The organism is Streptomyces malaysiensis subsp. malaysiensis, from assembly GCF_040653035.1.
In the GTDB taxonomy this organism is placed as follows: Bacteria; Actinomycetota; Actinomycetes; order Streptomycetales; family Streptomycetaceae; genus Streptomyces; species Streptomyces malaysiensis.
Window position 1 is genome coordinate 1 of sequence record NZ_JBEZNG010000019.1, and the last position, 26,752, is coordinate 26,752.

25 protein-coding genes are annotated in these 26,752 nt (G+C 70.4%); 10 read left to right on the forward strand and 15 right to left on the reverse strand.

Annotated features, from left to right (window positions below; genetic code table 11):
• The 10 genes from AB0E24_RS30645 to AB0E24_RS30690 form a co-directional block, all read right to left on the reverse strand.
• Window positions 1-969: AAA family ATPase (locus AB0E24_RS30645; protein ID WP_359381849.1), on the reverse strand; the 969-nt coding region annotated here is incomplete at its 3' end.
• A gap of 13 nt (window positions 970-982) precedes the next feature.
• Window positions 983-2,050 (reverse strand): cupin domain-containing protein, encoded by a 1,068-nt coding sequence (locus AB0E24_RS30650; RefSeq protein WP_359381852.1) that lies wholly within the window; start codon window positions 2,048-2,050, stop codon window positions 983-985.
• A gap of 38 nt (window positions 2,051-2,088) precedes the next feature.
• Window positions 2,089-3,330 (reverse strand): MFS transporter, encoded by a 1,242-nt coding sequence (locus tag AB0E24_RS30655; RefSeq protein ID WP_099016262.1) that lies wholly within the window; start codon window positions 3,328-3,330, stop codon window positions 2,089-2,091.
• Window positions 3,331-3,379: 49 nt separating this feature from the next.
• Entirely contained in the window at window positions 3,380-4,513 is a 1,134-nt protein-coding gene (locus tag AB0E24_RS30660) for an ABC transporter ATP-binding protein (RefSeq protein ID WP_069868520.1), read from the reverse strand.
• A 15-nt stretch (window positions 4,514-4,528) separates the two neighbouring features.
• Window positions 4,529-6,316, reverse strand: coding sequence for an ABC transporter permease (locus tag AB0E24_RS30665; protein WP_359381855.1), 1,788 nt, complete (start codon window positions 6,314-6,316; stop codon window positions 4,529-4,531).
• Window positions 6,317-6,320: 4 nt separating this feature from the next.
• On the reverse strand, window positions 6,321-7,433 hold the full coding sequence (locus AB0E24_RS30670; protein WP_251771993.1) for an ABC transporter substrate-binding protein: 1,113 nt from the start codon (window positions 7,431-7,433) through the stop codon (window positions 6,321-6,323).
• A gap of 29 nt (window positions 7,434-7,462) precedes the next feature.
• Entirely contained in the window at window positions 7,463-8,569 is a 1,107-nt protein-coding gene (locus AB0E24_RS30675; RefSeq protein ID WP_174884149.1) for an ABC transporter substrate-binding protein, read from the reverse strand.
• A gap of 130 nt (window positions 8,570-8,699) precedes the next feature.
• Window positions 8,700-10,319 (reverse strand): ethanolamine ammonia-lyase reactivating factor EutA, encoded by a 1,620-nt coding sequence (locus tag AB0E24_RS30680; protein ID WP_069868511.1) that lies wholly within the window; start codon window positions 10,317-10,319, stop codon window positions 8,700-8,702.
• 3 nt (window positions 10,320-10,322) lie between these two features.
• Window positions 10,323-11,456: a cupin domain-containing protein gene (locus AB0E24_RS30685; protein WP_100805003.1), complete on the reverse strand. Its 1,134-nt coding sequence runs from the start codon at window positions 11,454-11,456 to the stop codon at window positions 10,323-10,325.
• A gap of 139 nt (window positions 11,457-11,595) precedes the next feature.
• Window positions 11,596-12,276 (reverse strand): 2,3-bisphosphoglycerate-dependent phosphoglycerate mutase, encoded by a 681-nt coding sequence (locus AB0E24_RS30690; protein WP_069868507.1) that lies wholly within the window; start codon window positions 12,274-12,276, stop codon window positions 11,596-11,598.
• Between the two features lie 100 nt (window positions 12,277-12,376).
• On the opposite strand from AB0E24_RS30690, the gene AB0E24_RS30695 reads away from it, so the two are divergent.
• From AB0E24_RS30695 to AB0E24_RS30715, 5 genes are all read left to right on the forward strand, one after another.
• Entirely contained in the window at window positions 12,377-12,691 is a 315-nt protein-coding gene (locus AB0E24_RS30695) for a 2Fe-2S iron-sulfur cluster-binding protein (protein WP_231981717.1), read from the forward strand.
• Window positions 12,692-12,769: 78 nt separating this feature from the next.
• The gene (locus tag AB0E24_RS30700; protein ID WP_206334289.1) at window positions 12,770-14,056 is read left to right on the forward strand and encodes an aromatic ring-hydroxylating dioxygenase subunit alpha; all 1,287 of its coding nucleotides are present in this window, start codon (window positions 12,770-12,772) and stop codon (window positions 14,054-14,056) included.
• 2 nt (window positions 14,057-14,058) lie between these two features.
• Window positions 14,059-14,538, forward strand: coding sequence for a 3-methyl-2-oxobutanoate hydroxymethyltransferase (locus AB0E24_RS30705; RefSeq protein WP_359381862.1), 480 nt, complete (start codon window positions 14,059-14,061; stop codon window positions 14,536-14,538).
• A 13-nt stretch (window positions 14,539-14,551) separates the two neighbouring features.
• Window positions 14,552-15,388: a 3-methyl-2-oxobutanoate hydroxymethyltransferase gene (locus tag AB0E24_RS30710; RefSeq protein WP_069868498.1), complete on the forward strand. Its 837-nt coding sequence runs from the start codon at window positions 14,552-14,554 to the stop codon at window positions 15,386-15,388.
• A 4-nt stretch (window positions 15,389-15,392) separates the two neighbouring features.
• On the forward strand, window positions 15,393-16,241 hold the full coding sequence (locus AB0E24_RS30715) for an alpha/beta fold hydrolase (protein ID WP_206334291.1): 849 nt from the start codon (window positions 15,393-15,395) through the stop codon (window positions 16,239-16,241).
• Between the two features lie 138 nt (window positions 16,242-16,379).
• Here AB0E24_RS30715 and AB0E24_RS30720 read toward each other — a convergent pair whose 3' ends face one another.
• Both AB0E24_RS30720 and AB0E24_RS30725 read right to left on the reverse strand, forming a co-directional pair.
• The gene (locus tag AB0E24_RS30720) at window positions 16,380-16,823 is read right to left on the reverse strand and encodes an RpiB/LacA/LacB family sugar-phosphate isomerase (protein ID WP_174884154.1); all 444 of its coding nucleotides are present in this window, start codon (window positions 16,821-16,823) and stop codon (window positions 16,380-16,382) included.
• A 19-nt stretch (window positions 16,824-16,842) separates the two neighbouring features.
• Window positions 16,843-17,784, reverse strand: coding sequence for a substrate-binding domain-containing protein (locus AB0E24_RS30725; RefSeq protein WP_359381866.1), 942 nt, complete (start codon window positions 17,782-17,784; stop codon window positions 16,843-16,845).
• An 84-nt stretch (window positions 17,785-17,868) separates the two neighbouring features.
• Here AB0E24_RS30725 and AB0E24_RS30730 point away from each other — a divergent pair, with 84 nt between their 5' ends.
• From AB0E24_RS30730 to AB0E24_RS30740, 3 genes are read left to right on the forward strand one after another with little or no spacing between them, the layout of a single operon-like run.
• Entirely contained in the window at window positions 17,869-18,984 is a 1,116-nt protein-coding gene (locus tag AB0E24_RS30730) for a zinc-dependent alcohol dehydrogenase (protein WP_359381869.1), read from the forward strand.
• Entirely contained in the window at window positions 18,981-19,691 is a 711-nt protein-coding gene (locus AB0E24_RS30735; protein WP_099016271.1) for a 4-carboxy-4-hydroxy-2-oxoadipate aldolase/oxaloacetate decarboxylase, read from the forward strand. The genes AB0E24_RS30730 and AB0E24_RS30735 overlap by 4 nt, the downstream gene beginning before the upstream one ends.
• Window positions 19,688-20,710: an amidohydrolase family protein gene (locus AB0E24_RS30740; RefSeq protein WP_069868488.1), complete on the forward strand. Its 1,023-nt coding sequence runs from the start codon at window positions 19,688-19,690 to the stop codon at window positions 20,708-20,710. The genes AB0E24_RS30735 and AB0E24_RS30740 overlap by 4 nt, the downstream gene beginning before the upstream one ends.
• Window positions 20,711-20,783: 73 nt before the next feature.
• Here AB0E24_RS30740 and AB0E24_RS30745 read toward each other — a convergent pair whose 3' ends face one another.
• Both AB0E24_RS30745 and AB0E24_RS30750 read right to left on the reverse strand, forming a co-directional pair.
• Entirely contained in the window at window positions 20,784-22,016 is a 1,233-nt protein-coding gene (locus AB0E24_RS30745) for an NAD(P)/FAD-dependent oxidoreductase (protein WP_359381873.1), read from the reverse strand.
• A gap of 195 nt (window positions 22,017-22,211) precedes the next feature.
• A complete protein-coding gene (locus tag AB0E24_RS30750; RefSeq protein WP_359381876.1) occupies window positions 22,212-23,153 on the reverse strand; it encodes a LysR family transcriptional regulator in 942 nt (313 codons plus the stop codon).
• A 186-nt stretch (window positions 23,154-23,339) separates the two neighbouring features.
• Between AB0E24_RS30750 and AB0E24_RS30755 the strand changes: the two genes are divergently transcribed.
• On the forward strand, window positions 23,340-24,092 hold the full coding sequence (locus AB0E24_RS30755; protein WP_359381879.1) for an alpha/beta fold hydrolase: 753 nt from the start codon (window positions 23,340-23,342) through the stop codon (window positions 24,090-24,092).
• 64 nt (window positions 24,093-24,156) lie between these two features.
• On the opposite strand, the gene AB0E24_RS30760 is transcribed toward AB0E24_RS30755, so the two are convergent.
• Window positions 24,157-25,104 (reverse strand): methionyl-tRNA formyltransferase, encoded by a 948-nt coding sequence (locus tag AB0E24_RS30760; protein ID WP_099016274.1) that lies wholly within the window; start codon window positions 25,102-25,104, stop codon window positions 24,157-24,159.
• Between the two features lie 276 nt (window positions 25,105-25,380).
• Between AB0E24_RS30760 and AB0E24_RS30765 the strand changes: the two genes are divergently transcribed.
• Window positions 25,381-26,736 carry a lysine N(6)-hydroxylase/L-ornithine N(5)-oxygenase family protein gene (locus tag AB0E24_RS30765; RefSeq protein WP_093700027.1) on the forward strand — a complete coding sequence of 452 codons (1,356 nt, stop codon included), beginning with the start codon at window positions 25,381-25,383 and terminating at the stop codon, window positions 26,734-26,736.
• Window positions 26,737-26,752: the final 16 nt, after the last annotated feature.

Consider the following 26,752-nt stretch of genomic DNA (forward strand, 5'->3'; position numbering starts at 1 on the left):
CTCGGCTTCGTCTACGCGGCCGGCGGGCTCACCCTGCTGATGTACGGGCTGAACAAGAGCGTGACCGAGGGCTGGACCTCGGGCCGGGCGGAGCGCCTCCGCCGCCTCCTCGGCCGCGGCGACCAGGTCGTCCGCCGTCAGGAGGGACGGGTCGCGTGCCGTGGCGACCCGCAGGGCGAGCGCCCCGTGAACGGTCTTGCGGATACGGCGCCCGTCGAGCCCGTGCAGCAGCTTGCCCACCCGGCGGTGCACCGAGGCGTCCGCCGCGAGTGTTCTCAACTCCGCCCACTGGGACGCCAGTTCGCGCAGTGAGTCCGCGACGATCTCCGGCACGACCTCCTCACCCGGGACCTCGGTACGGATCACCAGGTCGGCGCGGGAGAGGAACGCGTCGTCCACCGCGTCGGCGAAGTTCGTCGTCACCACGAGGAGCGTCCCGGGCCGCTCGGCCCGCAGCGCGTCAAGGCCGCTGAGGACGGCGTCCGTGGCACGGTGCACATCCACGGGGTTGGTGTCGAACGACGCCGAGTGCCGGCGGACGGCCAGCGCCTCCACCTCGTCGACCAGGACGACGGTGTGCGGCCGGCGCGCGGCCAGCTCCGGCAGCGTCTCCCGGAAGAGACGGGACACCTGCCGCTGGCTCTCCCCGAGCAGCTCGCTGGGGAAGGCGTGCGGATCGACCTCGACGAGCGTGGTCGCCCCATGGGGGGCGAGGACGCGGGCGGCGGCCTGTGCCAGGCCCTGCGCCAGCGTCGACTTGCCCGTCCCCGGCGGCCCGGCCAGCACCACCAGACCGTGCGGGGCGACCGCCGCCCCCGCGAGCCGCCGCCCGTGCCGCAGCACGAGGACGGCGGTCGCGAGGAGCCGCTCCTTGACCGCCGGGTCGATGAGCACCGCGTCCCAGGGCCCGTCGTGGTGGTCGGCCGGCAGCGCGTGGACACCGGCCACACCATGCGGGAGCGCACTCATCCCGTCACCCCGCTCACGGCCACGTCGGCCGGGTCACCGTCGGCCAGTCGATCGTCGACGGGTCGCCGGCCTGCGCGTCGCGGATGTGCTCCGGCGGCTCCTCGAAGAGCACCAGCGGGTCGCACAGCGCCCGCATGGTCTCCAGGAGGCTGTCGAACATATGGATGCGCACCACCTTCGCGGTCCGCTCCGGGTCCGTGTTGATGTGCTGGTGCCACAGGAAGTGGTCGACGACGATGATGTCGCCCTTCTTCCACGGATGGCGGGTGCCGCCCTCCGGCTCCGGGCCGAGGTAGCTCTCGCCGGAGCCCTCGACCACGTACAGCCATGCCTCGCCCGGGTGGCGGTGCATGGACTGGGCGCGGCCCGGGCCGATCTCGAACATGGCCATGGTGATACCGGACGCCTGGTAGCCGATCGCCCGGTCCAGCAGGAACGTGGTGCGGGTGCCGCGCGGGGTGTTCCGCAGCTCCAGCTCGTCCCAGTCGGTGTGCAGCCGGCCGGAGCGCCGGGCGTCCTGATCGCGGGCGAGGCGGCGCAGCCGCGCCGCGTACGGGTCGGAGCCGTCCTGGCCCGCCGAGTACGGCGGACGCGGCGGGAGTTCGGCCACGGGCGTATGCCCGGCGTCCTCGATGATCGCCATGCCCATGGTCTCGAGGAGCGGCTCGCTGGAGAACGACAGATAGCGCACGGTGTCCCCGGCGTCGTTCCCGCCGCGGTGCCAGGCCCACGCCGGAATGTGCAGGGAGTCTCCCGGCCCGTACTCCACGCGCCGGCCGTCGATCTCGATCCAGCCGCGGCCGGCCACGACGAAGAGCATCGCGTCCCAGGAGTGCCGGTGGATCGTCGTGGTGACACCCGGGTCGATCTCATGGGCGAGCGCGTCCATGGTGCGGGTGGCCCGGTCGCCGTCGGCGCCGACATATACGCCGATGCGGCTCCCGCGCTCGGTCACCCGCATCGGGACGTCCTCGAGGGCGACAACGGTGCGGTGGTTGGCCCGCCAGTCCTCGAGGAACTGGGCTCGTCGCCGCTTCTGCACGTGATAGTGGGTGGTCTGGGTTGAGGTGTGCACACTCATGAGGAACTTCTCCCTCTGACGCAGAACTGACGGATTGCTCAAGAAGCGGCCGACGGCGCCTCTTTCGGGACGTCGAAGGCGCGGATGTGGCGGCCCCGGACAGCGGCCAGACCGGCCGCGGCCGCCGGGACCAGCCCGCCGAGCGCGAGCGCGGTCACCGGGCCGATCGCCCCGGCGAGCACCCCCATCCCGGCGTCGCCGAGCGCGGGGCCGCCCCGCGAGGCCATCTGGTAGATCGCCGAGACCCGGCCGCGCAGCTCGTCCGGCGTCTCGACCTGCACGGCGGCGTGCCGGACGGTCGTCGCCAGCGCGTCTGCCGCGCCCAGGGTCAGCGCCGCCGCCAGGGCGAGGACGAAGGTGCCGGACAGGGCGAGCCCCGTCACCGCGAGGCCGTACACCGCGGTGCCCCACAGCACCAGGCGCCCCGAGCGGGCGGTGCGCACCAGCCGGAACACCCATATCGAGCCGAGCAGCGCACCGGCCGAGGGGGCCGCGGACAGCAACCCGTAGCCCGTGGCGCCGACATGGAGCACATCGGCGGCGAACGCGGGCAGCAGCACCCGGTAGGCCCCACTCACCGTGGCGGCCAGGTCCAGGCCCATCAGCTGCCACACCACCGGGCGGCGGGCCACATACGAGGCTCCCTCGCGCAGGCTCGCCAGGAGCCCCGCGTGCTTGCCCCGCGCGCCGGGCAGCGCCGGCACGCGCAGCACCGCGAGGGCGGCCACCAGCGCCGCGTAGGTGAAGGCATCGAACACGTAGACGGCCCCCGGCCCGCCGGCCGCGATCAGCACACCGGCGAGCGCGGGACCGGCGAGGACGGCCAGCTCGCGCGAGGGGTTGAGCAGCGCGAACGCGTCGACGAGCCGTTCGCGCGGGACGAGCGCCGGGATCAGGGCCTGCCTGGCCGGCTGGTCGAAGGTGGCGGCCGCCGTGGCGAGCAGCGAGGACAGCGCCACCGCCCACACCGTGGCCGTGCCCGTCAGGGTGAGTCCGGCCAGCGCGAGCGATACGACAAGGGCCACGGCCTGGGTGGCCTGGAGCAGACGCCGCCGGTCGAGCCGGTCGGCGTACACCCCGCCGAGCGGGGAAAGGGCCAGCAGGGCCACGGCCTGGGCGAGGCCGACCAGGCCGACCTGCGCGGTCGACCCGGTCAGCTCGTACACCTGGTACAGGTTGGCGGCCACGGCCCCGCGGGTGCCGATCTGCGACAGCACCACTCCGGCCCAGTACAGGGCGAAGTCGCGTTGTCGGAGTACCTCCGGAAGCGTCGGACGCACGGTCCTCCTCTGCGGTCGGTCGGGACGGCGGTGGTTCGGCCGGGGCCGGTCAGTCGACCGGCACGAGCGTCACCTTGTCCGGTGTGACCGAGAAGTGGACCTCCGTGCCGGGCGGGATGGAGAGGGTCGGGTTGGACCGGTTGCGGATCTCGGTGTCGCCGATCCGCACGATGTGGTCGACGACATCGCCGAGGAACGCGCGGGTCCGGACGGTACCGGTCCACTCGTTGGGCAGGCCGCGCCGCTCACGCGACAGGTCGACGCACTCGGGGCGGATCGAGAGGAGCACCGGGTCGCCGACGACGGGTGTGCGCGGCGGGTCGGCGGCCACCAGCCGGCCGTGCGGGGTGTCCACCTCCACCTCGCCGCCGTTCACGGCGACGACCTTGCCCTCCAGGAAGTTGGAGGTGCCGATGAACTCGGCGACGAAGCGGGTGGCGGGCCGGGTGTAGATCTCCCGGGGCTTGCCGATCTGCTCGACACGGCCCTCGTTCATCACGGCGATCCGGCTCGACATCACCAGCGCCTCGGCCTGGTCGTGCGTCACATAGATCGCGGTGAGGTTCAACTCCCGCTGGAGGCGCTTGAGTTCGAACCGCATCGTCTCGCGCAGCTTGGCGTCCAGGTTGGACAGCGGCTCATCGAGGAGCATCAGCTCGGGCCGGGTGACCAGGGCGCGGGCCAGCGCCAGGCGCTGCTGCTGGCCGCCGGACAGCTTGGTCGCCGACCGCTGTGCGTAGGCGCCGAGTTCCACGCTCTCCAGGACCTCGGCCACCTGCTGGTCGATCTCCTGGCGGGAGGGCCGCTTGGCGCGCGGCATGACCTCCAGCGGGAAGGAGACGTTCTTGGCCACGGTCATATGCGGCCAGATCGCGTACGACTGGAAGACCATGCCGAAACCGCGCTGGTTGGGGCGGAGGTTCACGTCCTGCGCCGAGTCGAACAGGACGCGGCCGCCCAGCTCGACCTTGCCCTCGGTGGGGCGTTCCAGCCCGGCGATGGAGCGCAGCGTCGTCGTCTTCCCGCAGCCGGATGGACCGAGCAGCGTGAAGAGTTCGCCGTCGTTGACCTCGAAGTCGACGCCGCCGACGGCATAGGTGCGGGTGGTGTCGCCCTTCTTGCGGCGGGCCGCCCTTCCCGGCACCTCGTCGTAGGACTTCTTCAGGGATTCGACAGTCAGCATCAGCCTGTCCTTCGGCTAGTTGGAGGAGTCGGCCTGGCCCTGGAGCCCGAAGCGGGCGCCGAGCCGGTAGGCGAGGGCGACGAGCACGACCAGCAGGAGCACCATGCACACGCCGAGCGCGGCGAGCGTGGTGAACTGCCCGTTCTCGAACTGCTCCCAGATCAGGACGGACAGCACCTCCTTGCCGGGGCTGTACAGCAGGATCGTGCTGGACAGCTCGCGGAAGGAGACGACGAGGATGTACACCCAGCCGGCCAGGATGCCGCTGCTCATCAGCGGCAGCAGCACCCGCCGGAACGTCTGGAACCAGGACGCCCCGGACACCGCTGCGGACTCCTCCAGCTCGGGTGCCATCTGCGCCATCGCCGCCGACGAGTAGCGCATGCCGTACGGCAGATAGCGCGTGCAGTACGACACCAGCAGGATCAGCAGCGTGCCGTAGATCGGCAGTGGCATCCGCAGGTACACGAAGGCCAGGGCCAGGCCGAGGACCAGGCCGGGGATGACGATCGGGGTGAAGGCGAGCAGGTCGAGGAAGCGCCGCCCGCGCGCCTTGGTGCGCAGCACCACCCAGGAGACGACCGAGGTGAGCAGCATGACCACGGTGGCCGCGCCGAGGCCCAGGATCAGCGAGTTCTTCAGCGCGGTGAACGCCAGCGGCATGTCGAAGACCTGCCGGTAGTTGTCGAAGGTCAGCGAGGACAGCGTCTCGGCGGACGGCGCCGCGTAGTACTTCAGCAGCGACGCGTACACCAGCACCGCGACCGGCAGCACCACGGTGATCAGGAAGTACAGGATGACCGCGATACCCACGACGGGCCGGGCCCGGCCCAGCTCGACCGGGCGGGGCCGGAACGCCTTTCCGGTGACGGTCTGGAAGTTGCGCGAGGAGCGCTGGAGCCAGGACGAGAGAAGCACACCGGCCGCGGCGATGAGCAGCAGGCCGATGGCGTAGGCGCCGGCGGCACCGTAGTCCGTGGGGTAGGAGCGCAGCACGAAGTAGATACGGCTGGTGAAGACGTAGATGCCGTTCTGAAGCCCGAGCAGGGCCGGTACCTCGAAGCTCTCCAGGGACTGGACGAACATCAGCAGCGCGGCGGAGATGAGGGCCGGCCGCACCAGCGGCACCGTGATGCGGCGCAGCACGGTGAGCCGGGAGGCCCCGGACATCGCCGCGGACTCCTCGAGCGAGGGGTCCATGGCGCGGAACGCCGCGACCATCAGGAGGAACGCGACGGGGGACAGATGGAGGCCCTGGACCCAGATCATGCCCCATACGCTGTAGATGTTGACCGGTGAGGTGCCGGTGAGGGGTTTGAAGAGCAGCGCGTTCAGCAGGCCGCTCTGTGGATCGCCGAGGAAGATCCAGGACGTGGAGTACAGGATGCCCGGGACGATCAGCGGAACCAGGGACGCGGCGAAGAACAGGCTCTTGAACGGGGTGTCGGTGCGGACCTGGATATAGGCCAGCGTGGTGCCGAGGATCAGCGCGAGGGCGGCGGAGCCCAGTGCGAACCACAGCGAGTTGAGGAGCATGTCCCCCGACTGGGAGTTGCCGCCGTAGGCGCGGGAGAAGGCGTCGAAGGAGACTCCGGAGCCGTCGGCGTCGAGGAACGTGTCGTGGATGAGATAGCCGAGTGGTACGACCGCGAGATAGCCGACGACGATCACGGCGCCGCCGACCAGGAGGGTCTGCGTGGAGAACCGTTTGCGCCGCAGGCGGGTCAGCAGCCCTGGCCGGGACGGCGGCGGGTCCTGCGAGGGCGCCGCGGGATCCTTGCGGGAGGCGGATATCAGGGCCATCGGGTCACTTCCCCACGGAGTCGACGCCGCGCAGCAGCGCGTCGTACTTCTTGTCCCAGGTGCCCTGGTCGTGGCTGAGGCCCTTGACGTCGAACGGGACGAGGGTCAGGCCGTCGAGGCTCTTGTCGCCGGGGACCTTGGTGGACGGGGTCAGATGGAGCTTGACGAGTTCCTTCTGGCCCTCGGTCAGCATCCAGTCGTAGAACAGCCAGGCGGAGGCCGGGTGCTGGGCGGACTTGAGCATGCCGACGCCGTTGGGGCGCGGGAACGCCGGCACCGTCGACTTCCCGCTCTTCGGCAGGAAGGTGACCGGTGCGCCCTTGGTCGCCGAGCGCGTGGTGATGTAGGTGTAGTTCATCGCCTCCATATGGGTCTGTCCGGAGGTCAGGAACTGCATCATCGTGGTGTGGCCCTTGGCCACCTTGGAGTTGGCGACGATCTTCTTCCAGAGCTGGTCTATCTCGGTCTGGGACTTGCCGTGCTCCAGCCAGTAGTGGGTGACGTTCTCGTACCAGTCGCTGTCGCTGACCTCCAGGGTGATGCGCCCCTTGTACTTGGGGTCGGCGAGCTCCTCCCAGCTCGTCGGCTCCTCACCGGGCTTGATGAGGCGGGTGTTCCAGGCCGGGTGGAAGATGTTGAGGCGGGTGGCGGTCCAGGTGGCGAACCTGCCGGTCTTCTCCACCTTGTCGAGGGGGGAGCCGTCGTACTTGGCGAGCAGCTTGTTGTCGGAGAGCGCCACCATTTCGCGGAAGTTGGTCTCCACCGCGTCCGCGCCCGCCCTGCGGGCCTGCGACTCCTGAAGGGTGCGCTGGAGGACCGTCTCGGAGTTACCGCGGAAGACGGTGACATGGATGCCGGTGTCCCTCTCGAACGCCTTCGCGACGGGGGTGGCGATGTCGGCGGTCATCGAGGTGTAGAGGGTGAGCGCGCCGCCCTCGTCCTTGGCCAGTTCGCGGGCCTTCTCCCGCTGCTTTTCCTTCGGCAGGGCGGCGATCTCGGCGTAGACGGCGTTCTCCTTGCCGCCGGCCGCCGCGTTCGGCAGGGCGCCGCCGCAGCCGCTGAGGGCACCGGCGGACAGCAGCGCGGCTGCCGCGAAGATCGGGGTACGGCTCCTCATTAGAGCTCCAGGTGGGTGGGAGGGACAGGTCAGTCGGCCTGCGGGGCGCCCCGCAGCAGGGCGTCGTAGGCCGCGTCCCATTTCTTGGTGTCTGTCTCGCCGGTCTTGGAGAGGGTGAAGGTCTCCGTACCGGCGGGCACGGGTTCGTCGTAGCCGGGAACGTGCCGCGCCGCGGGGATCCGCAGCGACTTGGCGATCTCCTTCTGGCCCGTGCCGAGGACGTAGTCCGTCCACAGCAGCGCCGCGGCCGGGTGCCGCGGGGTGGCCATGAGCCCGATCCCGTTGGGCCGGAGGATCACCGGTTCGACGGCCGGCTTCCAGGTGACGGGCGCGCCCTTGCGGGCGGCCTTGTCCACGGTGTGGCTGTATACGGACAGGGCCAGGCCGAACTGGCCGGCGCTGAGCATCTCGCCCTGCACGGTGTGGCCCTTGGCCACCTTGACGTTGGCGACGACCTTCTTGAACAGGGCGTCGGCCGCTGCCTCGCTCATTCCCTTCTTCTCGGTGAGATAGGTGTGCATGGCGGCGTACCAGTCCCAGTCGCCGACCTCGACCGAGAGCTTCCCCTTCCACTTCGGGTCGGCGAATCCGGTGAAGTCCTCGGGCTGCTCGCCCTTGGGGATCTCCCGGGTGTTCCAGCCGGCGACGAAGGCGTTGAACCGCTCGGCGGTCCAGTTGCCGAGGCCCTTGGCCTCGGGCTTGAGACCGTCCAGGGAGGGGCCGGTGTAGGCCCGCAGGAGGTGCTGGGAGTCGAGGGCGCGCAGCTCGAGATCGTTGGTGTCGATCACGTCGTTCTGCGGCTTGCCCGCCTGGTTCTCCTGGAGAGTGCGCTGAAGCACCGTCTCGGAGTTGGCACGGAAGGCACGGACCTTGATGTCGGGGTGGGCCTTCTTGAAGCCGTCGACCAGGTCCTGGATATCGGTGTTCGAGGTGTACAGGTCGAGTACACCGCCCTCTTCACGGGCGTCCGCGAGGAGCTTCTCGGTGCGCTTGTCGCCCTTGAGGTTCTCGTAGGCGGCGTACGGGTTGGACTCCTCCTGGGGGGCGTTGGCGGCGGTTGTCGTGGGCGAGGGACCGCATGCGGACATCAGCAGACCGGCGACCAGCAGGCCGGCGGGAAGAGCACCATGACGCATCACACACTCCAGGGCCGAGGGATCGTCTGGGGAGTGGGGGGTGCCGGCGGCCGGTTTACCTTCCGGCCACCGCGCTTGTCCCTGCATGAAACAAGACCGAGGTATTATGGTCTAACCATCGGACAGGACTTTATTGATTCGTTACCGACCTGGGTCGCCCCGAGCGGTCCCCCGGAGCAGCCGTCGGCCGCTCCGCGAAGACGAGGGACTTGATGGTCACGGGCACGGTCCCGGAGGGATGCCGCACCCGGCCGAGGTCGACGTAGTCGAAGTCCTGGAGCGTGATGCCGTCGAGCACCAGCACATCGCCGGGGAGGCCGAGTTCGTCGGTCAGCAGCCGGCCCAGGGTCATCGCCACGTCCCCGTCGAGGACCACGTACACGGGCCGGCCGGCCGCCGTGCGCGCGGCCAGCCCGTCACGGATGCCGCGGGCGAACGGCAGCAGCCGCTCGTACGACGGCGGCCCGTGCCAGGACAGGGCCAGCGCCACGTCCCGGTCCGGGGCCTCGGCGTCCGTCTCGTGCAGACGCCTGCGGATCGCCTCGGCGAGGGCGGCGGTGTCCACCTCGTCGCCGGGGGTGTGGGCGGGGCACACCACCGCCAGGTTGCGGCGGGGCAGCAGGGCGTCGGGCGAGGAGATATGACCGGTGTTCCCGCTCAGCTGGACGCTGTACTCCGAGGCGCCGACCGCGGTGGCGCGGATGCACTCACCGGCGGGCAGCAGCGGCACTCCCAGCGCCCCGTCCTCGGCGGCCGCCCGCAGGCGGCTGCCGAGCCGCCGGCCCAGGTCGCCGAAGTCGCGGTGCTCGCGGCCGTAGACATACTCGGCGACCCCGCCGGAGAAGACCACACCGTCCAGCCTGCCGAGGTCCGGCAGGGGATCGGTGAGGTAGAGGTCCTTCACCTCGTGCGGGGTGAGCAGGGCACGGACCAGCAGGTCGGCCATCGACGCCGCCACCGCGTCCAGGTCGGCCTCCGCCACCCGGCTTCCGGGGTCCCAGTCGAAACCGGCGCGCCGGGCGTGGTCCCGGCCCGCCGGTGCCAGACGCTCGATCCGGCCGTCGGGCGCGGTCACCTGAAGGCGGCCGCCGATGTGCACGGCAGCCGTGGCCTCCACCCGCCCGTGGTCCACCAGGGCCAGCTTGGTGGTGCCGCCGCCGATGTCGACGGTGAGCACCCGGGTGCCCGCCTCATAGGAGGCGCGGACCGCTCCGGAGCCATAGGCGGCGAGCCGGGCCTCCATATGGTGGCCCGCCGTCGCGGTGACCAGGTCGCCTCCCTTGGCCGCGAGTACCGAGGCGATCGCGGAGGCGTTGCGGCGGCGCAGCGCCTCCCCGGTCAGGATCACCACTCCGGTGTCCACGTCCTCGGGCCGGATGGCCGCCGCGCCGTACGCCTCGTCGACGAGCGCGCCCAGCGCGCCCGCGTCGATCATCGTCTCGCTCGCGTAGGGAGTGAGCCATACCGGCGAACGGTGCAGGGTCTCCCGGCGTACCACCAGATAGCGGCTGGTCAGCTCCTCTCCGATGCGGCGCAGAAAGAGCCGGGAGAACAGGACCTGGGTCCCCGAGGAGCCGATGTCGATGCCGACGCTGTGCAGGGTCACGTTGTCCTGCTGCCAGATCGGGTTGTCCTCGATGCGGCCCGGGTCCTCGTCGTGCTCGTGGTCGTGGTCGGGCACATAGGAGGAGTGCACGAGGCGGACCTCGTCGTGCCCGTGTGCATGGGTGTGCGGGTGCGGGTGTGGCATGGATCAGCCCTGGACGCGGGCTTGCGGCAGCGGCGGCAGGGTGGCCAGCTCGGCCTCGTACACCTCGTCCATCCGCGGTGTCATCCCGTGTTTGGCCAGCGCCTCGCGGAAGGTCTCCCGCACATAGGCGGACTCGTCGGCGTAGTCGATCTGGTCGCCGCCGATCCGCTGGCTGATCCACGCCTTGGGCACGCCCTGGGCGTTGCGCACGGAGACCACCTCGTGCTTGAAGGCGAGATAGCGGGCGGGCTCCGTACCGGTGTTGAAGTGCTGGTGGAACCACATGTTCGGCGGGACGATCAGTGTGCCGGGACCCCACTCGTAGCGGCGCGGCTCCTCGCCCTCGGGCCACATCAGGCTGTAGCCCTCGCCGGAGAGCATGATGACATGGGCGCCGGGGCCGTGCCGGTGGCCCTTCTTGTAGGTGGCGGTGGGGAACTGGGAGATATGGCTGTTCATCGACCCCTTGGCCATCGCGAAGCGGATGTGGCCGCCGCCCGCGCCGCGCTCCTTCGCCTCGATCAGCGGCAGGTTGACCGCGTCCGCGACGAAGTTGGTGTCGAGGAGGAGGCCCTTCTGCTCGCCCTTGGGTGAGAAGTAGTCCGGCTCGCCGTCGAAGCGGTCCGGGAAGTCGCGGGCGGTGCCGAAGACGAAGTCCGGGTCGGCGTAGAGGTTCAGGACCGGCGGCAGGTTGGTGGACGCCACGAAGCGGGCGGCCTTGCCACCGGACCCGTTGAAGTGCTGGTGGTGGGTGTTGAGCGGGATCGCGAAGATCGAGCCGGCCTGCCACTCGAAGGTGACCGACGCACCGGCGTCGTTCCACACCCGGGTGGAGCCGTTGCCCTCGAGGACGAGGATCATCTCCTCGAACAGCTGGCGCTGCGGGGCCAGCTTGCCGCCGGCCGGGATCTCGCACACATAGCAGTCGTTGGAGGTGCGGGTGGCCTCATGGTTGATGAACACGCCGCGGCCACCGCGCCGCTCCCATGGCCTGAGGTCCACGGTGCGCAGGTCCGGGACGTAATGGGCGGCGATGATGTCGAGACCCTCCGCCGCGACCCAGCGGGTGTACGGGGACTCCTTCTCGGTCGCGAACTTGGCGGCGAGCTTGTCATTGACGATCGCGTTCTCAGCCATCCTGGGCCCTTTCTCGTCGGCTGTGACAGCTAGGGTGGTGGGCAAAAGTGCAGGTCAACCGGATTGGTAAAACCATAAGTCCGCTACTGTGAGCCCGCTCACCATAAGTCGACCCCGTGTATGCGTCAACGTTCGGGTGTCACTCCGCTCCGGCCCGCAAGGGGCGTTCGGGGTCCAGTTCGGCGGCCGGGGCGCCGGCCGGGCGCAGATACCGGCCGCCGCGCCGCCGGGGCCGCAGAGCCGGATCCAGTTCGTGGAGCAGGGGGATGCCCGAGGGCAGCTCGAGGCCGAGCAGCTCGGTGGGGGAGAGGGCGTCGAGATGCGCGGCCAGGGCTCGCAGCGAATTGCTGTGCCCGACCACCAGGACCGTGGCACCGGCGGCCAGCTGTGGCGCGATGCGGGCGTGCCAGTACGGCAGCAGTCGCGCCGAGACATCGCCCAGTGACTCGCCGCCGGGCGGGCGGGCGTCGGCGGAGCGGCGGATCCGCCGGAACTCCGCCTCCCCCAGCTCGCGCAGCACCGCCTCCTTGTCCCGTCCCTGGAGGCTCCCGTAGTCACGTTCCTCCAGGGCGCGCACGGCCGCGACGGGCGCTGTGCCACGGCCCGCGGCGTCCATGGCGAGTGCGCAGGTGTGCCAGGCGCGGCGCAGTCTCGAGCAGTGGGCGGCGTCCGGCGCCAGCCCCAGAGCGCGGAGCAGTTCTCCGGCGTCACGGGACTGTCGCTCACCGCGCGGTGTGAGGGCGACATCCGCGCGGCCGGTGAACAGATTTCTCGCGTTCCACTCGCTCTCGCCGTGGCGGAGCAGGATCAGGCGGCTCATGGCGGTGATTGTCGGTCACCGGCACCGCTCTTGTATCGCGTTCAAGAGCTCTGGTCTAATGGACAGACCATCGAGCTGGGAGGGACGAACCTTGCCCAAGGTGACCTTCGTCGGTGACGGCGGGCTTGAGCTCACCGTCGAGGCGGCCACGGGAGACTCCGTCATGTCGGTCGCCGTTCGCCACGGCGTTCCCGGCGTCGTCGCGGAATGCGGCGGCAACCAGTCATGCGCCACCTGCCATGTGTGGGTGCGCGACAGCTACACCGATCTCGTCGGGCCTCCCGGAGACATGGAGGACGACCTGCTGGACCTGGCCGTCGCCGACCGGCGTGCCGGCAGCAGGCTCTCCTGCCAGATATCCGTGACGCCCGAACTCGACGGCCTGACCGTCGACATCCCCCCGGAACAGCCCTGAGGGCTCCGGCGTCACCGCACCACCGAAGCAGTCGCCCCGTCAGTCGGGTCGGTTGTCAGTATCGGAAGGGAAACGGCTGTGCTCCGCAAAGACATCAACGAGCTCCTCACCCGGACAGGTCCCGGGACGGCCATGGGAGAGCTGTTCCGCCAGTACTGGATACCGGCCATGCTGGCCGAGGAACTCCCGGAGACCGACTGCCCGCCCGTGCGGGTCAAGCTCCTGTCGGAGCGCCTGGTCGCCTTCCGGGACAGCGAGGGCCGCTACGGGCTCGTCGACGAGTTCTGCGCCCACCGCGGCGCCTCCCTCTGGTTCGGCCGCAACGAGGAGGGCGGCCTGCGCTGCCCGTACCACGGCTGGAAGTACGACGTGTCCGGGCAGTGCGTCGATGTGCCCTCCGAGGCCGACAACTCCAGCTTCTGCCAGAACGTGAAGCTCACCTCGTACCCGCTGGTCAAGATCGGGGACGTGCTGTGGACCTATATGGGCGACGCGGCCACCCAGCCGCCGCTGCCCGAGTTCGAGTGGACCCATGTGCCGGCCGAACAGACCTACACCTCCAAGCGCTGGCAGCAGTGCAACTGGCTCCAGGCGTTCGAGGGCGGCATCGACTCCAGCCATGTCACCTTCCTCCACTCGGGCGGCCTCAAGACCGACCCGCTCTTCAAGGGCGCGAAGGGCAACGAGTACAACCTGAACGACACCAAGCCGTTCTTCGAGGTCGCCGACAGCGACGGCGGGCTGTTCGTCGGAGCGCGCCGCAACGCCGAGGACGGCAAGTACTACTGGCGGATCACCCCCTGGGTCATGCCCGCCTTCACCATGGTGCCGCCGCGCGGCGACCACCCGGTGCACGGCCACTTCTGGGTGCCCATCGACGACGAGAACTGCTGGACCTACTCCTTCGACTACCACCCGGTGCGGCCCCTCACCGAGACCGAGCGGCAGGCCATGATCGACGGCCATGGTGTGCACAGCAAGAACATCCCCGGCACCTACCGGCCGATGGCCAACATGGACAACGACTACCTCATCGACCGCGAGGCGCAGAAGCGGGGCGAGACCTACTCCGGAGTGGCCGGCATCGCCATGCAGGACGCCTCCCTCCAGGAGTCGATGGGCCCCATCGTCGACCGTTCCAAGGAACGCCTGGTGCCCGCCGACAGCGGCATCATCAAGGCCCGCCAGAAGCTGAGGAAGGCCGCCGTGGCGCTGCGCGACGAGGGTGTCACCCCGCCCGGTGTGGACCCCGAGCACCACAGGGTGCGCTCCGCGGCCGTCGTCCTGCCGCAGGCCGAGTCGTTCCTCGACTCGTGCCGCGACGCGGTCAAGGCCGTCCCCGGCACCGCTCAGCAATCGGTGTGACGATGAGCCTCGCCACCAGCCGACAGAGCGAGAGCGCCCGCGCCGCCTCCGCGGCCGAGGCCCGCTACCGCATCGACGTTCCCATCGCGCCCGCCCGGGCCGCCCGTGTCGTCGCCCTCGACGACCGCGCGGCCCGGGTCGCGGCCAACCTCGCCGCCCATCCGTGGGCGCACGCCGAGTTCCTGCGCGCCGACGCCGTCGGCGAACTGCGTGAACTCGGCGGCGGCCCGCTTCCCCTGACCGCCGCGCTGATCGGCGCCGACGTGGTCGTCGTCCTCGCCACCGAGGACGGCGGCCGCGACACCGCCGAGCGAATCGGCCGGCACTGCTTCCGGTACGGGATCACCACCGCGGGCGTGGTCCTCGGCCAGGGCTTCGAAGCCGACGACGCCGTCGCCGCGCTGCGCCCGTACGCCCGTGTCCTGCTGCTCTCCGCCGACGAGAGCGATGTCTTCGAACTGCTCACCGCCCTGAGGGTCTGACCTGGAGCCGCATATGCCCGAGAAGGTGACGCTGCGGGACTTGCAGCGTATGAAGGACACCCGGCACAAGATTGTCGGGGTGGTGGCCTGGGACTACCAGCTCGCCCGTATCGCGGACCGGGCCGGTGTCGACCTCGTCTCCGTCGGCGACACCGTCGGCGTCAACCTGTGGGGCCACGCCACCCCGTTCGAGATCACCATGGACGAGATGCTGACCGTCACCAAGGCGGTCCGCCGCGGCGTCCGACGCGCCCTGGTCAGCGCCGACTTTCCATTCGGCCCGCTCCAGCAGGGCACCGCGGCCGCCCTCGACGCCGCGATCCGCTACGTCAAGGAGGCCGGTGTCGACCTCGTCAAGCTGGACGGCGCCTCCGACCATCTGGCGGCCGTCGAGGCGGTCACCCGGGCCGGTATCCCCGTCTTCGCCCAGTTCGGCATCACACCGCAGACGGCGCTGCGCTACGGCGTCGAGTACAAGGCCGTGCCGGCCGCCGGCGACCAGGTGCCCGAGGAGATGTGCGGGGAGTTGGTAGCCGAGGCCAAGCGGCTGGAGGAGGCGGGCGCCGCCCTCCTCAACTTCACCAACTCCGGTCCCGTGGTCGGCGCCGCCGTGGCCGGGGCGGTCTCCGTCCCCGTGGTCGGCGGCTTCGGCGGCGGGCCCTGGCTGGACGGCCGGATGCGCATGGCCCACGCCGCCATCGGCTACGCCGCCGACACCGTCGACGACGTCCCGCCGGACACCTACGCCCAGGTCGCCGCCACCGCCCTCGACGCCCTCACCGCCTACGCCGGGGATGTGCGCGCGGCACGGCAGATCGCCGGTGGCATTCCCGTACCGAAGGAGGTCTGACCCCGTGCCCACCGCGGTCCTCGACGGCATCCGCACGCGCTACGAGGTCACCGGGGACGGCCCGCCGCTGCTGATGTTCTCCCCGGGCGGCTTCGACTCCACCCTCGACAGCTGGTACGCCACCGGCATTCACCGGCGGCTTCGGCTGCCCGCCCACCTCGCGGCCAAGTTCACCTGCGTCACCTTCGACCGCCGCGAGTCCGGGCGGTCCGGCGGCCGGCTGGAGCGCCTCGCCTGGGACGGTTACGTCCGCCAGGGCGTGGCCCTGCTCGACCACCTGGGCTTCGGGCGGGCGTATCTGATGGGCGGCTGCGTCGGCTGCTCCACCGCGGCGGCCCTCGCCGCCGCGCACCCGGAGCGGGTGGCCGGTATGGTCCTCTACTCCCCGGCCGGTGGCGTCCACTACCGGCGCAAGCAGCACGAGCGGTTCGAGCGGCACCTCGCGTTCGTGCGCGAGTCGGGGCTCGGCGGGGTGGTGGAACTCGCCCGGGCGACCGAGGACGGCTTCTCGAAGGACCCACGGGTCGGCCCGTGGGCGGCGGTGCTCCGGCACGACGCCGACTTCGCCTCCGCGTACGCGGCGTGTGGCGCCGAGCGGTACCGGACGCTGGTCACCGGCAGCGCGGCCCACCTCTTCGACCGGGACACCGTGCCCGGTGTGGAGCCCGAGGACTTGCTCACCCTCGATGTGCCCGCGCTGATCGTCCCCGGTGACGACACCTCCCACGCTCCTTCGGCCGCGCACTACCTGAGGGAGTGCCTGCCCCGTACCCAGTGGTGGGGGGTGCCGCCGGGGGAGCGGACCCCGCAGAACACCTCGGAGCGGATCCTGGAGTTCCTGGCGGGTGCGTGAACCGGCCGGTTCTTCGCGCGCGTTTGAACGGGTCGAAGCCTGACGGGGTCGAAGCCTGAAGGGGTCGAAGCCTGAACCGGTCGAAGGGGGCCTTGGTCGTCCAAGGCCCCCTTCGGCTCTCCCACCCCCCGGTCGGGCTCAGCCGCCCTGTTCGAGCGCGGCGATCTGCGCCACCCGCCGGGCGTGCTTGCCGCCCTTGAACGAGGTGCCCAGCCAGCCGGCGACGATCTCGCGGGCCTGGTCGTCGGTGAGGCGTTTCGCGGGCAGCACCAGCACGTTGGAGTCGTTGTTGCCGCGGGAGATCTCCGCCGTCCACACGTCGTGGCACAGGCCAGCCCGGATGCCCGGCAGCTTGTTGCAGGCGATGGTCTCGCCCAGCCCGCTGCCCCCGAGCACGATGCCGCGCTCGGCCCGCCCGTCCCGCACCCGGGCGCACACCTCGACGCACAGCGCCGGGTAGTCGACCTCCTCGGCGGTATGGCTTCCGAGGTCGGACACCTCGTGCCCGGCGGCGGAGAGCTCCGAGCGCAACAGGGACTTGAGGGCGAACCCGTTGTGGTCCCCGGCGATCGCGATGCGCATGGTGTGTCTCCCCTCGGGCTCAGCCGACCAGGTCGCGGGTGCCGGGCGCGAACAGCTCATCCAGCGGCACGGCCCGCTCCAGGATCCGCTGGTCGACGGCGTGCCGCAGCAGCTCCTCCAGGACATGCCGGTTCGGTTCGAGGCCGTACGGCAGCGGATCGGCCCCGGTCAGCTCGGCCACCCGGCGGTGCATGGTGTCCACCGCCGTCGGGGCCTCGATCTCCCCGGCGAGCAGCCGCTCGGTGTAGAGCCGCTTGGAGCGGGCGAAGGCGTCGAAGACCTGGGCGCCCAGGTCCGGACGGGCCGTGAGGAGTTCGTCCTTGACGACGACGAGGTGGTTGATCGGGTACAGCCCGCGTTCCCGCAGCGCCGTGAAACCGGCCCCCGCGGGGTCGTCGATCAGCGGGACCAGCCCCTCCTGGGGCGGGACACCGATAACGGCGTCCAACTGCCCTTGGCGCAGGGCCTCTTCGAGGGTGCGGCCGGTGCCGAGCGGCTCGACATTGCCCGGCGGGCGGTACTCGGCGACATGCTCGTCGCCGGAGAGCACCCAGGTCACCTTCGACAGGTCCACGCCGTACTCGTCGCGCAGTACGGCACGTGCCCAGACGCCCGTGGTCACCGTGTATCCACGGTTCACTCCGACCCGTCCGCCCTCGAGCTCCCCGGGGGTGAGCGGGCGATCCGCGGCACGCAGGATCGCGCCGTGGTGGAAGCCGCGCACCAGGAACGCGGGCACGGCCGTGAACCGCGCCCCGTGGGCCTTCGCGACGAGATAGGTGGTGAGCGCCATCTCACTGATGTCGAAGGCGAGCTCACGGACCATACGGCGGAAGCCGTGGACGAGGACGGGCACCTCCTCGAAGTCGAACCCGAAGCCGGTGGGGGACACCTCCCCCGTTTTGAGCGCCTCGTTGTTGCCCTGGGTGCGGGTGCAGGTCCTGAGCAGGGGTTCTGTCATGCCCCGAAAGGTACCATGGTCAGTCCATCAGTCCATAGAGTACGGTGACCGACGGGACAACCTCAGAGCGCGAGGAGTCGCTTCATGGCAGATCACGTGCTGGCAGCCGTCCGCACCGCCCCCTCCACCACCGAACTCCGTGAGTTCCCGATGCCCGACATACCGGCCGACGGCGCGCTGCTGAAGGTCGAGGTCGCCGGGATCTGTGGCACCGACGTCAAGATGTACGGCAAGCCACCCTTCCCCGATCCGGTGATCATGGGGCACGAGAACGTGGGGGTCATCGCCCGCGCGGGAGCGGAGTTCACCGCCCGCAAGGGCCTGCGCGAAGGCGACCGCGTCTTCGTCGAGCACTATGTGGGCTGCTTCCGCTGCGCCTGGTGCCACGCCGGGGAGTACCGCCACTGCGAGGCCACCGACTGGCGCACCAACCCCGACGCCCGGCGCTACGGGTACACCTCCGCCGAGAACCCGTACCACCTGTGGGGCGGTTTCTCGCAGTACCTGTATCTGCCGTGGAACGCCGTCACCCACCGCGTTCCCGACGGCGTCACCCCCGAACTCGCGGGCCTGGTCACCCCGTTGTCGAACGGCATCGAGTGGGCGCTGGTCACCGCGGGCGTCGGTTACGCCTCCACGGTGCTCATCCAGGGCCCCGGCCAGCAGGGCCTCTCCCAGGTCGTCGCCTGCAAGCAGGCCGGCGCCTCCACCATCATCGTCACCGGCACCCCGCGCGACGCCGCACGCCTGGCCCTGGCCCGTGAACTCGGCGCCGACCACACCGTCGACGTCACCGAGGACGATCCCCTCCAGCGGGTCCTCGACCTCACCGGCGGACGCGGTGTGGACGTCGTCCTCGACTGCACCGCGGGTGCCGGCACCGCCCCCGTGCTGCTCGGCATCGATGCCCTCAAGCGCCGCGAGGGCGTCATGGTGGTCCAGGGCGAGCTCGCCGCGTTCCCCGACTTCCCCCTGAAGAAGCTCACCGAGAAGTCCATCGCCCTCAAGAGCGCCCGCGGACACAGCTACCGGGCCTGCGAACTCGCCCTGGAACAGCTCGAGTCCGGCCGCTTCCCGCTCGAGAAGCTCGCCACCCACAGCTTCCCGCTCACCGAGACCGACCGGGCCATCCGCACCGTCGGCGGCGAGACCGGCGAGGACGCCGTCCATGTGTCCCTCCTCCCCTGGGCGGCGGTATGAGCATCGTCGTACGGAACCCGCCCCGCGCCGACCTCGCCACCGTCGACGCGCTCGCCGGTTACGGTGTCGCCACCCTCCACGAGGCCCAGGACCGCACCGGGCTCCTCGACCCCGCCCTGCGCCCCGTGTGGCCGGGCGCGCGGGCGGCCGGCACCGCCGTCACCGTGAGTGTGCCGCCCGGCGACAACTGGATGCTCCATGTCGCCGTCGAGCAGTGCCGCGAGGGCGACATACTCGTCGTGGCCCCCACCTCGCCCTCCGAAGCCGGATACTTCGGCGAGCTCCTGGCCACCTCCCTCGCCGCCCGCGGGGTGCGCGGCCTGGTCATCGACGCGGGCTGCCGGGACATCGCCGAACTCCGTGAGATGGGCTTCCCGGTGTGGGCCCGGCACATCTGCGCGTACGGCACCGTCAAGGAGACCCTCGGGGACGTCAATGTGCCGGTGGTGTGCGGCGGGCAGCACATCCGGCCCGGCGATGTGGTCGTCGCCGATGACGACGGAGCGGTCGTGATCCCGCGCCCGCGCGCCGCCGCCGTGGCCGAGGCCGCGCGGGCGCGCGAGGCCAAGGAGGCGTTGTCCCGGAAGCGGTACGAGAGCGGCGAACTCGGCCTCGACGTCAACCGGATGCGTGAACGCCTCGCGGCCAAGGGGCTGGTGTACATCGACCACGCGGAGTGGTCCGCGGCGGAGGGAACCGACCGTTGATCATCGACATCCACGGTCACTACACGACCGCGCCCGCCGCCCACCAGTCCTACCGCGACGCCCAGCTGGCACGCCTGGAGGACCCGTCCCTGCCCGCCCCCGCTCCGGCGGCCATCAGCGACGACGCCATCCGGGAAAGCGTCGAGCACAACCAGTTGAAGGTGTTGCGCGAGCGGGGCGGCGACTTCATGCTCTTCTCGCCGAAGGCATCCGGTATGGAGCACCATGTGGCCGACCCGGCGACCGCCCGCGACTGGGCGCGCGCCTGCAACGATCTGGTGGCCCGGGTGGTGTCCCTCTTCCCGGAGCGTTTCGCCGCCGTCTGTCAGCTTCCGCAGACACCTGGCGGTGGCGTCGACGACGCGGTGGCCGAACTCCGCCGCTGTGTCACCGGGGCGGGCTTCGTCGGCTGCAACCTCAACCCCGATCCGTCGGGCGGGCACTGGACCTCACCGCCGCTGACCGATCCGTCCTGGTACCCGCTCTACGAGGCCCTGTGCGAGCTGGACGTCCCCGCGATGATCCATGTCTCCAGCTCCTGCAATCCGGCCACGCACACCCTCGGCGCCCACTATCTCAACGCCGACACGTCGGTCTTCATGCAGCTGATGCGGGGCGATCTGTTCACCCGGTTCCCCGGGCTGCGGTTCGTCATCCCGCACGGTGGCGGAGCCGTCCCCTACCACTGGGGCCGCTACCGGGGCCTGGCCATGCGCATGGGGCTGCCCGACCCGGCCGAAGCGCTCCTGGGAAACGTCTGGTTCGACACCTGTGTCTACCACCAGGACGGCATCGACCTCCTCACCCGCGTCGTCCCGGTGGCCAACCTCCTGTTCGCCTCGGAGATGCTCGGCGCGGTACGCGGCGCCGACCCGGCGACGGGCGTGGCCTGGGACGACACCAAGCAGTACGTCTGCGCGGCCGGCCTCGCCGCGGACGACCTGCGCCAGGTCCTGGAGGGCAACGCACGGCGTGTCTACCCTCGGCTGGACGCGCTGCTGACGGCCCAGGGTCGGTAACCCGTAGTCGACGCGAGGGGCCGGACAGCTGGATGCTGTCCGGCCCCTCGGCGTCGGGCGTCCGGCCTCCGCGTCAGACCGTCGTCCGCTCGCAGAAAAGGGTCTTGAGCGGAACCTCCGCGTCGGCGGCGCCGTCCGCGGGGATATGGGCGCCGATGGTGAGGGCGCGGCGTACGGCCATGTAGTCGGCGGGCCGGTTGACGGCGTCGACGGCGAGCAGCTCGCCCTGCCGGTAGTACAGGACGGAGAACCGCTCCTCGTCCGGAGTGCCGCGCACGACGCACTGGTCATATCCGGTGGAGAGCCCGGCGATCTGAAGGGTCAGATCTCCCTGGTGGGACCAGAACCAGGGCACGGAGGTGTCCGCCTCCTCCTGGCCGAGCAGCGCGGCGGCCGCCGCATTGGCCTGCGCGAGGGCGTTGGGCACGGACTCCAGCCGGATCCTGCCGTCCCCGGTGCGCGGATGCGGCCGTACGGTGCAGTCACCGGCGGCCACGACGCCGGGCCGGCTGGTCCGGGAACACGCGTCCACGACGATCCCGCCGTCCACCTCGAGGCCGAGCCGCTCGGCGAGGTCGGTGCGCGGGACGGCGCCGACGCCGACGAGAACCAGATCGGCGGGGACTCGTGAGCCGTCGCCGAGGAGCACACCGGTCATCCGGCCGGACTCCCCGTCGAATCCGGTGACGGACGCCGACAGACGCACCACCGTGCCCCGCCGCGCATGGGCCTGCCGGTAGAACTCGGAGACGACCGGCGCGACGGACCGCCCCAGGAGCCGGTCCGCCGCCTCGACCACGGTCACCTCCTTGCCCTGGGCCCGTGCGGCGGCCGCCACCTCCAGGCCGACGAATCCACCCCCGACCACCACCACATGGCGGGCCCACGCCAGCTCCTCCCGGAGCCGGAACGCGTCGGTGAGGTCGCGGAGATGGTGGACGCCGCCGAGCCCGGCCCCTGGCACGGCCAGCTTGCGCGGGGCGGCCCCGGTGGCGAGGGCGAGCCGGTCGTAGGGCAGCTCGCGCCCCCGGTCCGTGACGAGGACGCCGTTGCCGGTGTCGATGACCCGCTCGCCGGTGAGGAGGTCTATCCCGGCCTCGGCGTAGTACTCCGGCTTCCGGAACGCGAGCCGTCCGACGTCGTAGTCACCGGCCAGGAACTCCTTGGAAAGCGGCGGCCGCTGATAGGGAGCCCGCGGCTCCTCGCCGACCACGGTGATCCCCTCACGCTCCCCGCGCCGCCGCAACTCCAAGGCCACCTGCACTCCGGCCTGCCCCCCACCGACGACAACCGTCCCGCGCCCCATGTGCTGGTCCTTCCGTTGGAGTCTTAATGTCAGACCATTATGCCAATGGAGAGGGGGTGAGGGTATGGGTGGGGGCGGGGAAGCCGGAACGTTCTCTTCGGGGACACCGCGGATGGGGTCGGCATGGTGAGGGTCTTCATCGGCCCGCGCGGCAACCGAAACCGGTGACAGCAGGAAGACGGTGGGGTCTCACCGTCAGGGGTGGGCGCGTTCGGTGTCCCGGGCGAGACAGTTCTTCGCGGACTCCTGGAAGCGGGCGACGAGCCGGTTGCGGTCGTCGGCGCGGGTGACGACGGCCACCTGGCAGGGGTCGATTCCCTCGATGGGGATGGTGGCGAGGTCGTCGCGGAGGGTGCTGCGCCGGTCCTCGGCGGGCACGATGGCGATGGCCCGCCCGTCGGCGACGACTTCGAGTTTGTCCTCGAAGGTGTCGACGAGCAGGGGCCCGAGCGGGGCCGGATTGCCGTCCGGGCGGGGGGTGAGCCGCCAGAACTCGGTCCATGCCGCGGCCATGCCCGCGCAGGCGACGAGGGGCTCGTGGGCGAAGTCGTCCGGGCTGACCGATTCCTTCCCGGCGAGGCGGTGGGAGGTGGGCACGAGCAGGGCCCGGGGCTCGTCGTAGAGGACGGTCATGCGCAGGTCATCGCTCGGGATGGGCAGCGGTGTGCGGGCGACGAGCACATCGACCTGGCCCTCGGGGAGGGCGCGGGCTTCGTCCCCGTTCAGATGCCGGGTGCGCACATGGGCGTCGGGATGGCGGCGGCGCAGGTCCCGCACCGCGGGGGTGATGACGAGGCCGTCGAGGTGGCCGATGGTGATCGTGCGCTGCGGTGCGGCGGTGCGGGCCGCGAGTGCCGCCTGGCCGGCGGTGTGCAGGAGTTCCTGGGCCCGGGGGAGAAAGGCCGCACCGGCCGCGGTGAGCCTGCTGCCCTGGGTGGTGCGTTCCAGCAGGCGCACCCCCAGTGCGTATTCCAGCCGCTGGATCTGGCGGCTCAGGGAGGGCTGAGCGACGTGCAACGCCGCCGCTGCCCGGGCGAAGTTCAGGTGCTCGGCGACGACCGTGAAGTACCGGACCAACCGCAGGTCGAGATCCACGCCGGGATTGGCGGCCGGGGAGGGCGGGGTCTGGTCGGGCACACAAGCCACTGTACCCGTCATGCCGTTTCTGCATAACGGGGTGCGAAATGAGTCTTAGACGCCCAGGTCGGACGGCTGTTGACTCGATGTTGTCCAGCCGAGGTCGCCTTGCCGGCCACCGGCGCCGAACTCGCCGTGGACGGCGGCGGCACGCAGATCTGACTCTCATGACAAGGGTGTTTACGCATGACGATCGTCTTTGTTCACGGTGTCCCGCTGACCTCCGCGGCATGGAGGCCGCTGCTCGATGAGTTGTCCCAGTTCATTCACGAAGATGTGGTCCGGCTCTCACCTCCCGGTTTCGGCGCCCCTTTGTCCTCGGATTTCGACGCCACCATTGATGGCTACCGGAACTGGCTCGTCGACGAGCTCTCGCGGTTCGAGGCGCCTGTGCACATCGTCGGCCACGACTGGGGCGGAGGGCATGTCGCGGAAGTCGCGATGACCCGTCCTGACCTGCTGCGCAGTTGGGTCAGCGACACCATCGCCGGTTACGAGCCGGATTTCGTCTGGCACCCGCTGGCACAAACGTGGCAGACGCCGGGCGAGGGTGAGCGAGCCATCGAGGAAATCTTCGAGGGAGACGCCGATGAACGGGCGGCGCGCATGGTCGAATGGGGCATCCCCGAGCCAGTGGCCGGCGAGGTGGCGCTCGGCCAGGGCGCGGAGATGGGCAGAGCCATTCTCGCGTTGTATCGGTCCGCGGTGCCGTCGGTGCTGAATGAGCGTGGCCGCGATCTTCCGGCCGCCGCCGCTCGGCCGGGTTTGGTTCCCATCGCCACCGAGGATTTCACCGTCGGCAGCATCGTCATTCGCCACCGTGCCGCCGAACGCGCCGGCGCTCGGGCCGTGGAACTCGAAGGACTCGGTCACTGGTGGATGATCGAGGGACCCGCCCGGGCGGCCCGCATGCTGGCCGAGTTCTGGAACGGCCTGTAAGGCTTTCCCGGGAGCGAGGTCCCCGGCGGGGCCGACATGGTCGGTCCCGCCGGGGATCGGCGTTTCACGGGTGGCTGGTCAGGTAGCCGCCCATCGAGGTGAAGTACTCCGTCGCGGCCCACTCCCGGCCGTCCTCGGTCCGTACGCGTGTGATGGCCAGGCCGTGGTTGCGGCCGGTGCGCGCGTCGGCTCCGGCGACGATGACCACGCCGTCGCCCTCGCGGTAGAAGATGCGTCCGGGAGTGCCGCCGTAGCGGCCCTCGGACACCACCGCGGCGAGGATCTCGAGACGCTTGCCCTTGTGGAAGGTGAAGGCGCTGGGGTACGGCTCGGACTGGGCGCGGACCAGGCGCTGAAGGTCCTCCGTGGGCCAGGTCCAGTCGATGCGGCTGTCCTCGATGGACCGCTTGTGGAAGAAGCTGGCCCGGGACCGGTCCTGCTTGGTGAACTCCGTCTGCCCGGTGGCGATGAGGTCGAGCGCGCCGATGGTGACCGGGGCGATGAGGTCGACGGTCTTGTGGAAGAGATCGGTGGCGGTGTCCGTGGGGCCGACCGGAACCGCCTCCTGCCGCACGATGTCGCCGGCGTCGAGTTCGTCGTTCATCATGTGCGCGGTGACGCCCACTTCGGACTCGCCGTTGATCAGTGCCCAGATCAGCGGGGAGAAGCCGGCGTACTTGGGCAGCAGCGCGTCATGGACGTTCAGCGTGCCGTGGCGCGGGAGGCCGAAGATGCGCGGCGGGATCCAGGTCCGCCAGTTGTTGGCCACGATGATGTCCGGGTCGGCCTCCTTGAGGCGCTCGAACAGTTCGTCGTCGTCGGGACGGTTGCGGAGCAGCACCGGGACGCCGTGCTCCTCGGCCAGGTCGGCGACCGAGTCGCTCCAGATCTTCTCGTATGCGTGATCGCTCTTGGGGTGTGTCACGACCAGTACCACGTCGTGTTCGGAGTCCAGGAGGGCTTGCAGGGTGCGGTGCCCCCAGGTCTGGTAACCGAACATGACGACCCGCATGGGGTTCCTCCTCGAGGCAGGGAATGGCCGTGGTCAGTAAAGCAAGGCTTACCTAAGTGGTCAACGGGGTGTCCGTGGACAGCCGTTGGCGGCCGTGTGCTTCCGGCTGTTCGCTCCCGGCCGTCGGTTTGACTCTGGACAGTCGGATGACATGAGCTTAGCCTTACCTAAGTTTTGGGCCGTGGCTCTTCGGCGTGCCCGACTTCCGTACTTCCTGATGCTCGACCCTGGGCCGGCCGTCCCGCATGGCGGCCGCCCCCGCACGATGGGAGTGACATGGCACAGGCTCGTCCTGGCGACGCCCCTTTGATCCACGACCTCATTGGCATCGGCTTCGGGCCGTCCAACGTGGCCATGGCGATCGCACTCAGCGAGCACAACGCAGGCGTCGGGAGGGAGGAAGCGGTCACCGCTCACTTCTTCGAGCAACAGCCGCGCTTCGGCTGGCACCGAGGCATGCTCATCGACGACGCGACCATGCAGGTGTCCTTCCTCAAGGACCTGGTGACGCTCCGGAATCCCGCCAGCGAGTACAGCTTCCTGTGCTACCTCCAGAGCAGGGGACGGCTGATCGACTTCATCAATCACAAGAACCTCTTCCCGCTGCGGGTGGAGTTCCACGACTACTTCGAGTGGGCCGCCGGCAAGGTCGACGACATGGTCTCCTACGGTCATGAGGTCGTCGGCGTGATGCCCGTCCTGCGCGACGGCGCCGTGGAGTATCTGGACGTGACGGTTCGCTCGGGGGAGGGGCTCGCCGTCCACCGGGCGCGCAACCTCGTCATCGGCACCGGTCTGCGTCCCCTGATGCCGGAGGGCGTGGAGCGCGGCGACCGCGTCTGGCACAACTCCGAACTGATGGTGAAGGTCGATGAGCTGGAGTCCACATCGCCCTCCCGGTTCATCGTCGTGGGAGCCGGACAGAGCGCCGCGGAGAACGTCGCCTACCTGCACCGCCGCTTTCCCCGGGCCGAGGTCTGCGCGGTCTTCTCCCGCTACGGCTACAGCCCCGCCGACGACAGCAGCTTCGCCAACCGGATCTTCGACCCCGGGGCCGTCGACGAGTTCTTCACCGCACCGGAGAACGTCAAGCGCCGGCTGATGGACTACCACGGCAACACCAACTACTCCGTGGTGGACATCGACCTGATCGACGACCTGTACCGGCAGATGTACCAGGAGAAGGTCCTCGGCGCCGAGCGCCTGCGCTTCCTCAACGTGTCGCGGCTCGTGGACGTCAAGGAGACCCCGGACAAGGTCCGGGCCACCGTCTCGTCCCTCGTCACCGGCGAGGAGACCCTCCTGGACGCGGATGTCGTGGTCTTCGCCACCGGCTACAGCCCCGCCGACCCCGTCGGCGTGCTCGGTGAGGTCGCGGACCGCTGCCTCCGCGACGAGGACGGCCGCGTCCGCGTCGAGCGCGACTACCGCATCGCGACCGACACCGATCTGCGCTGCGGCATCTATCTGCAAGGCGGCACGGAGCACACGCACGGCATCACATCGTCCCTGCTGTCCAACACCGCCATCAGGGTCGGCGAGATCCTGGACTCGCTCCTCGGCCGGGGCCTCGCGCCCGCTTCCGGCGAGGCCCGGACGGTCGCCGACGGAACCGGCAGCACCGCCCGCTGATCCGCCCGACCGGTTC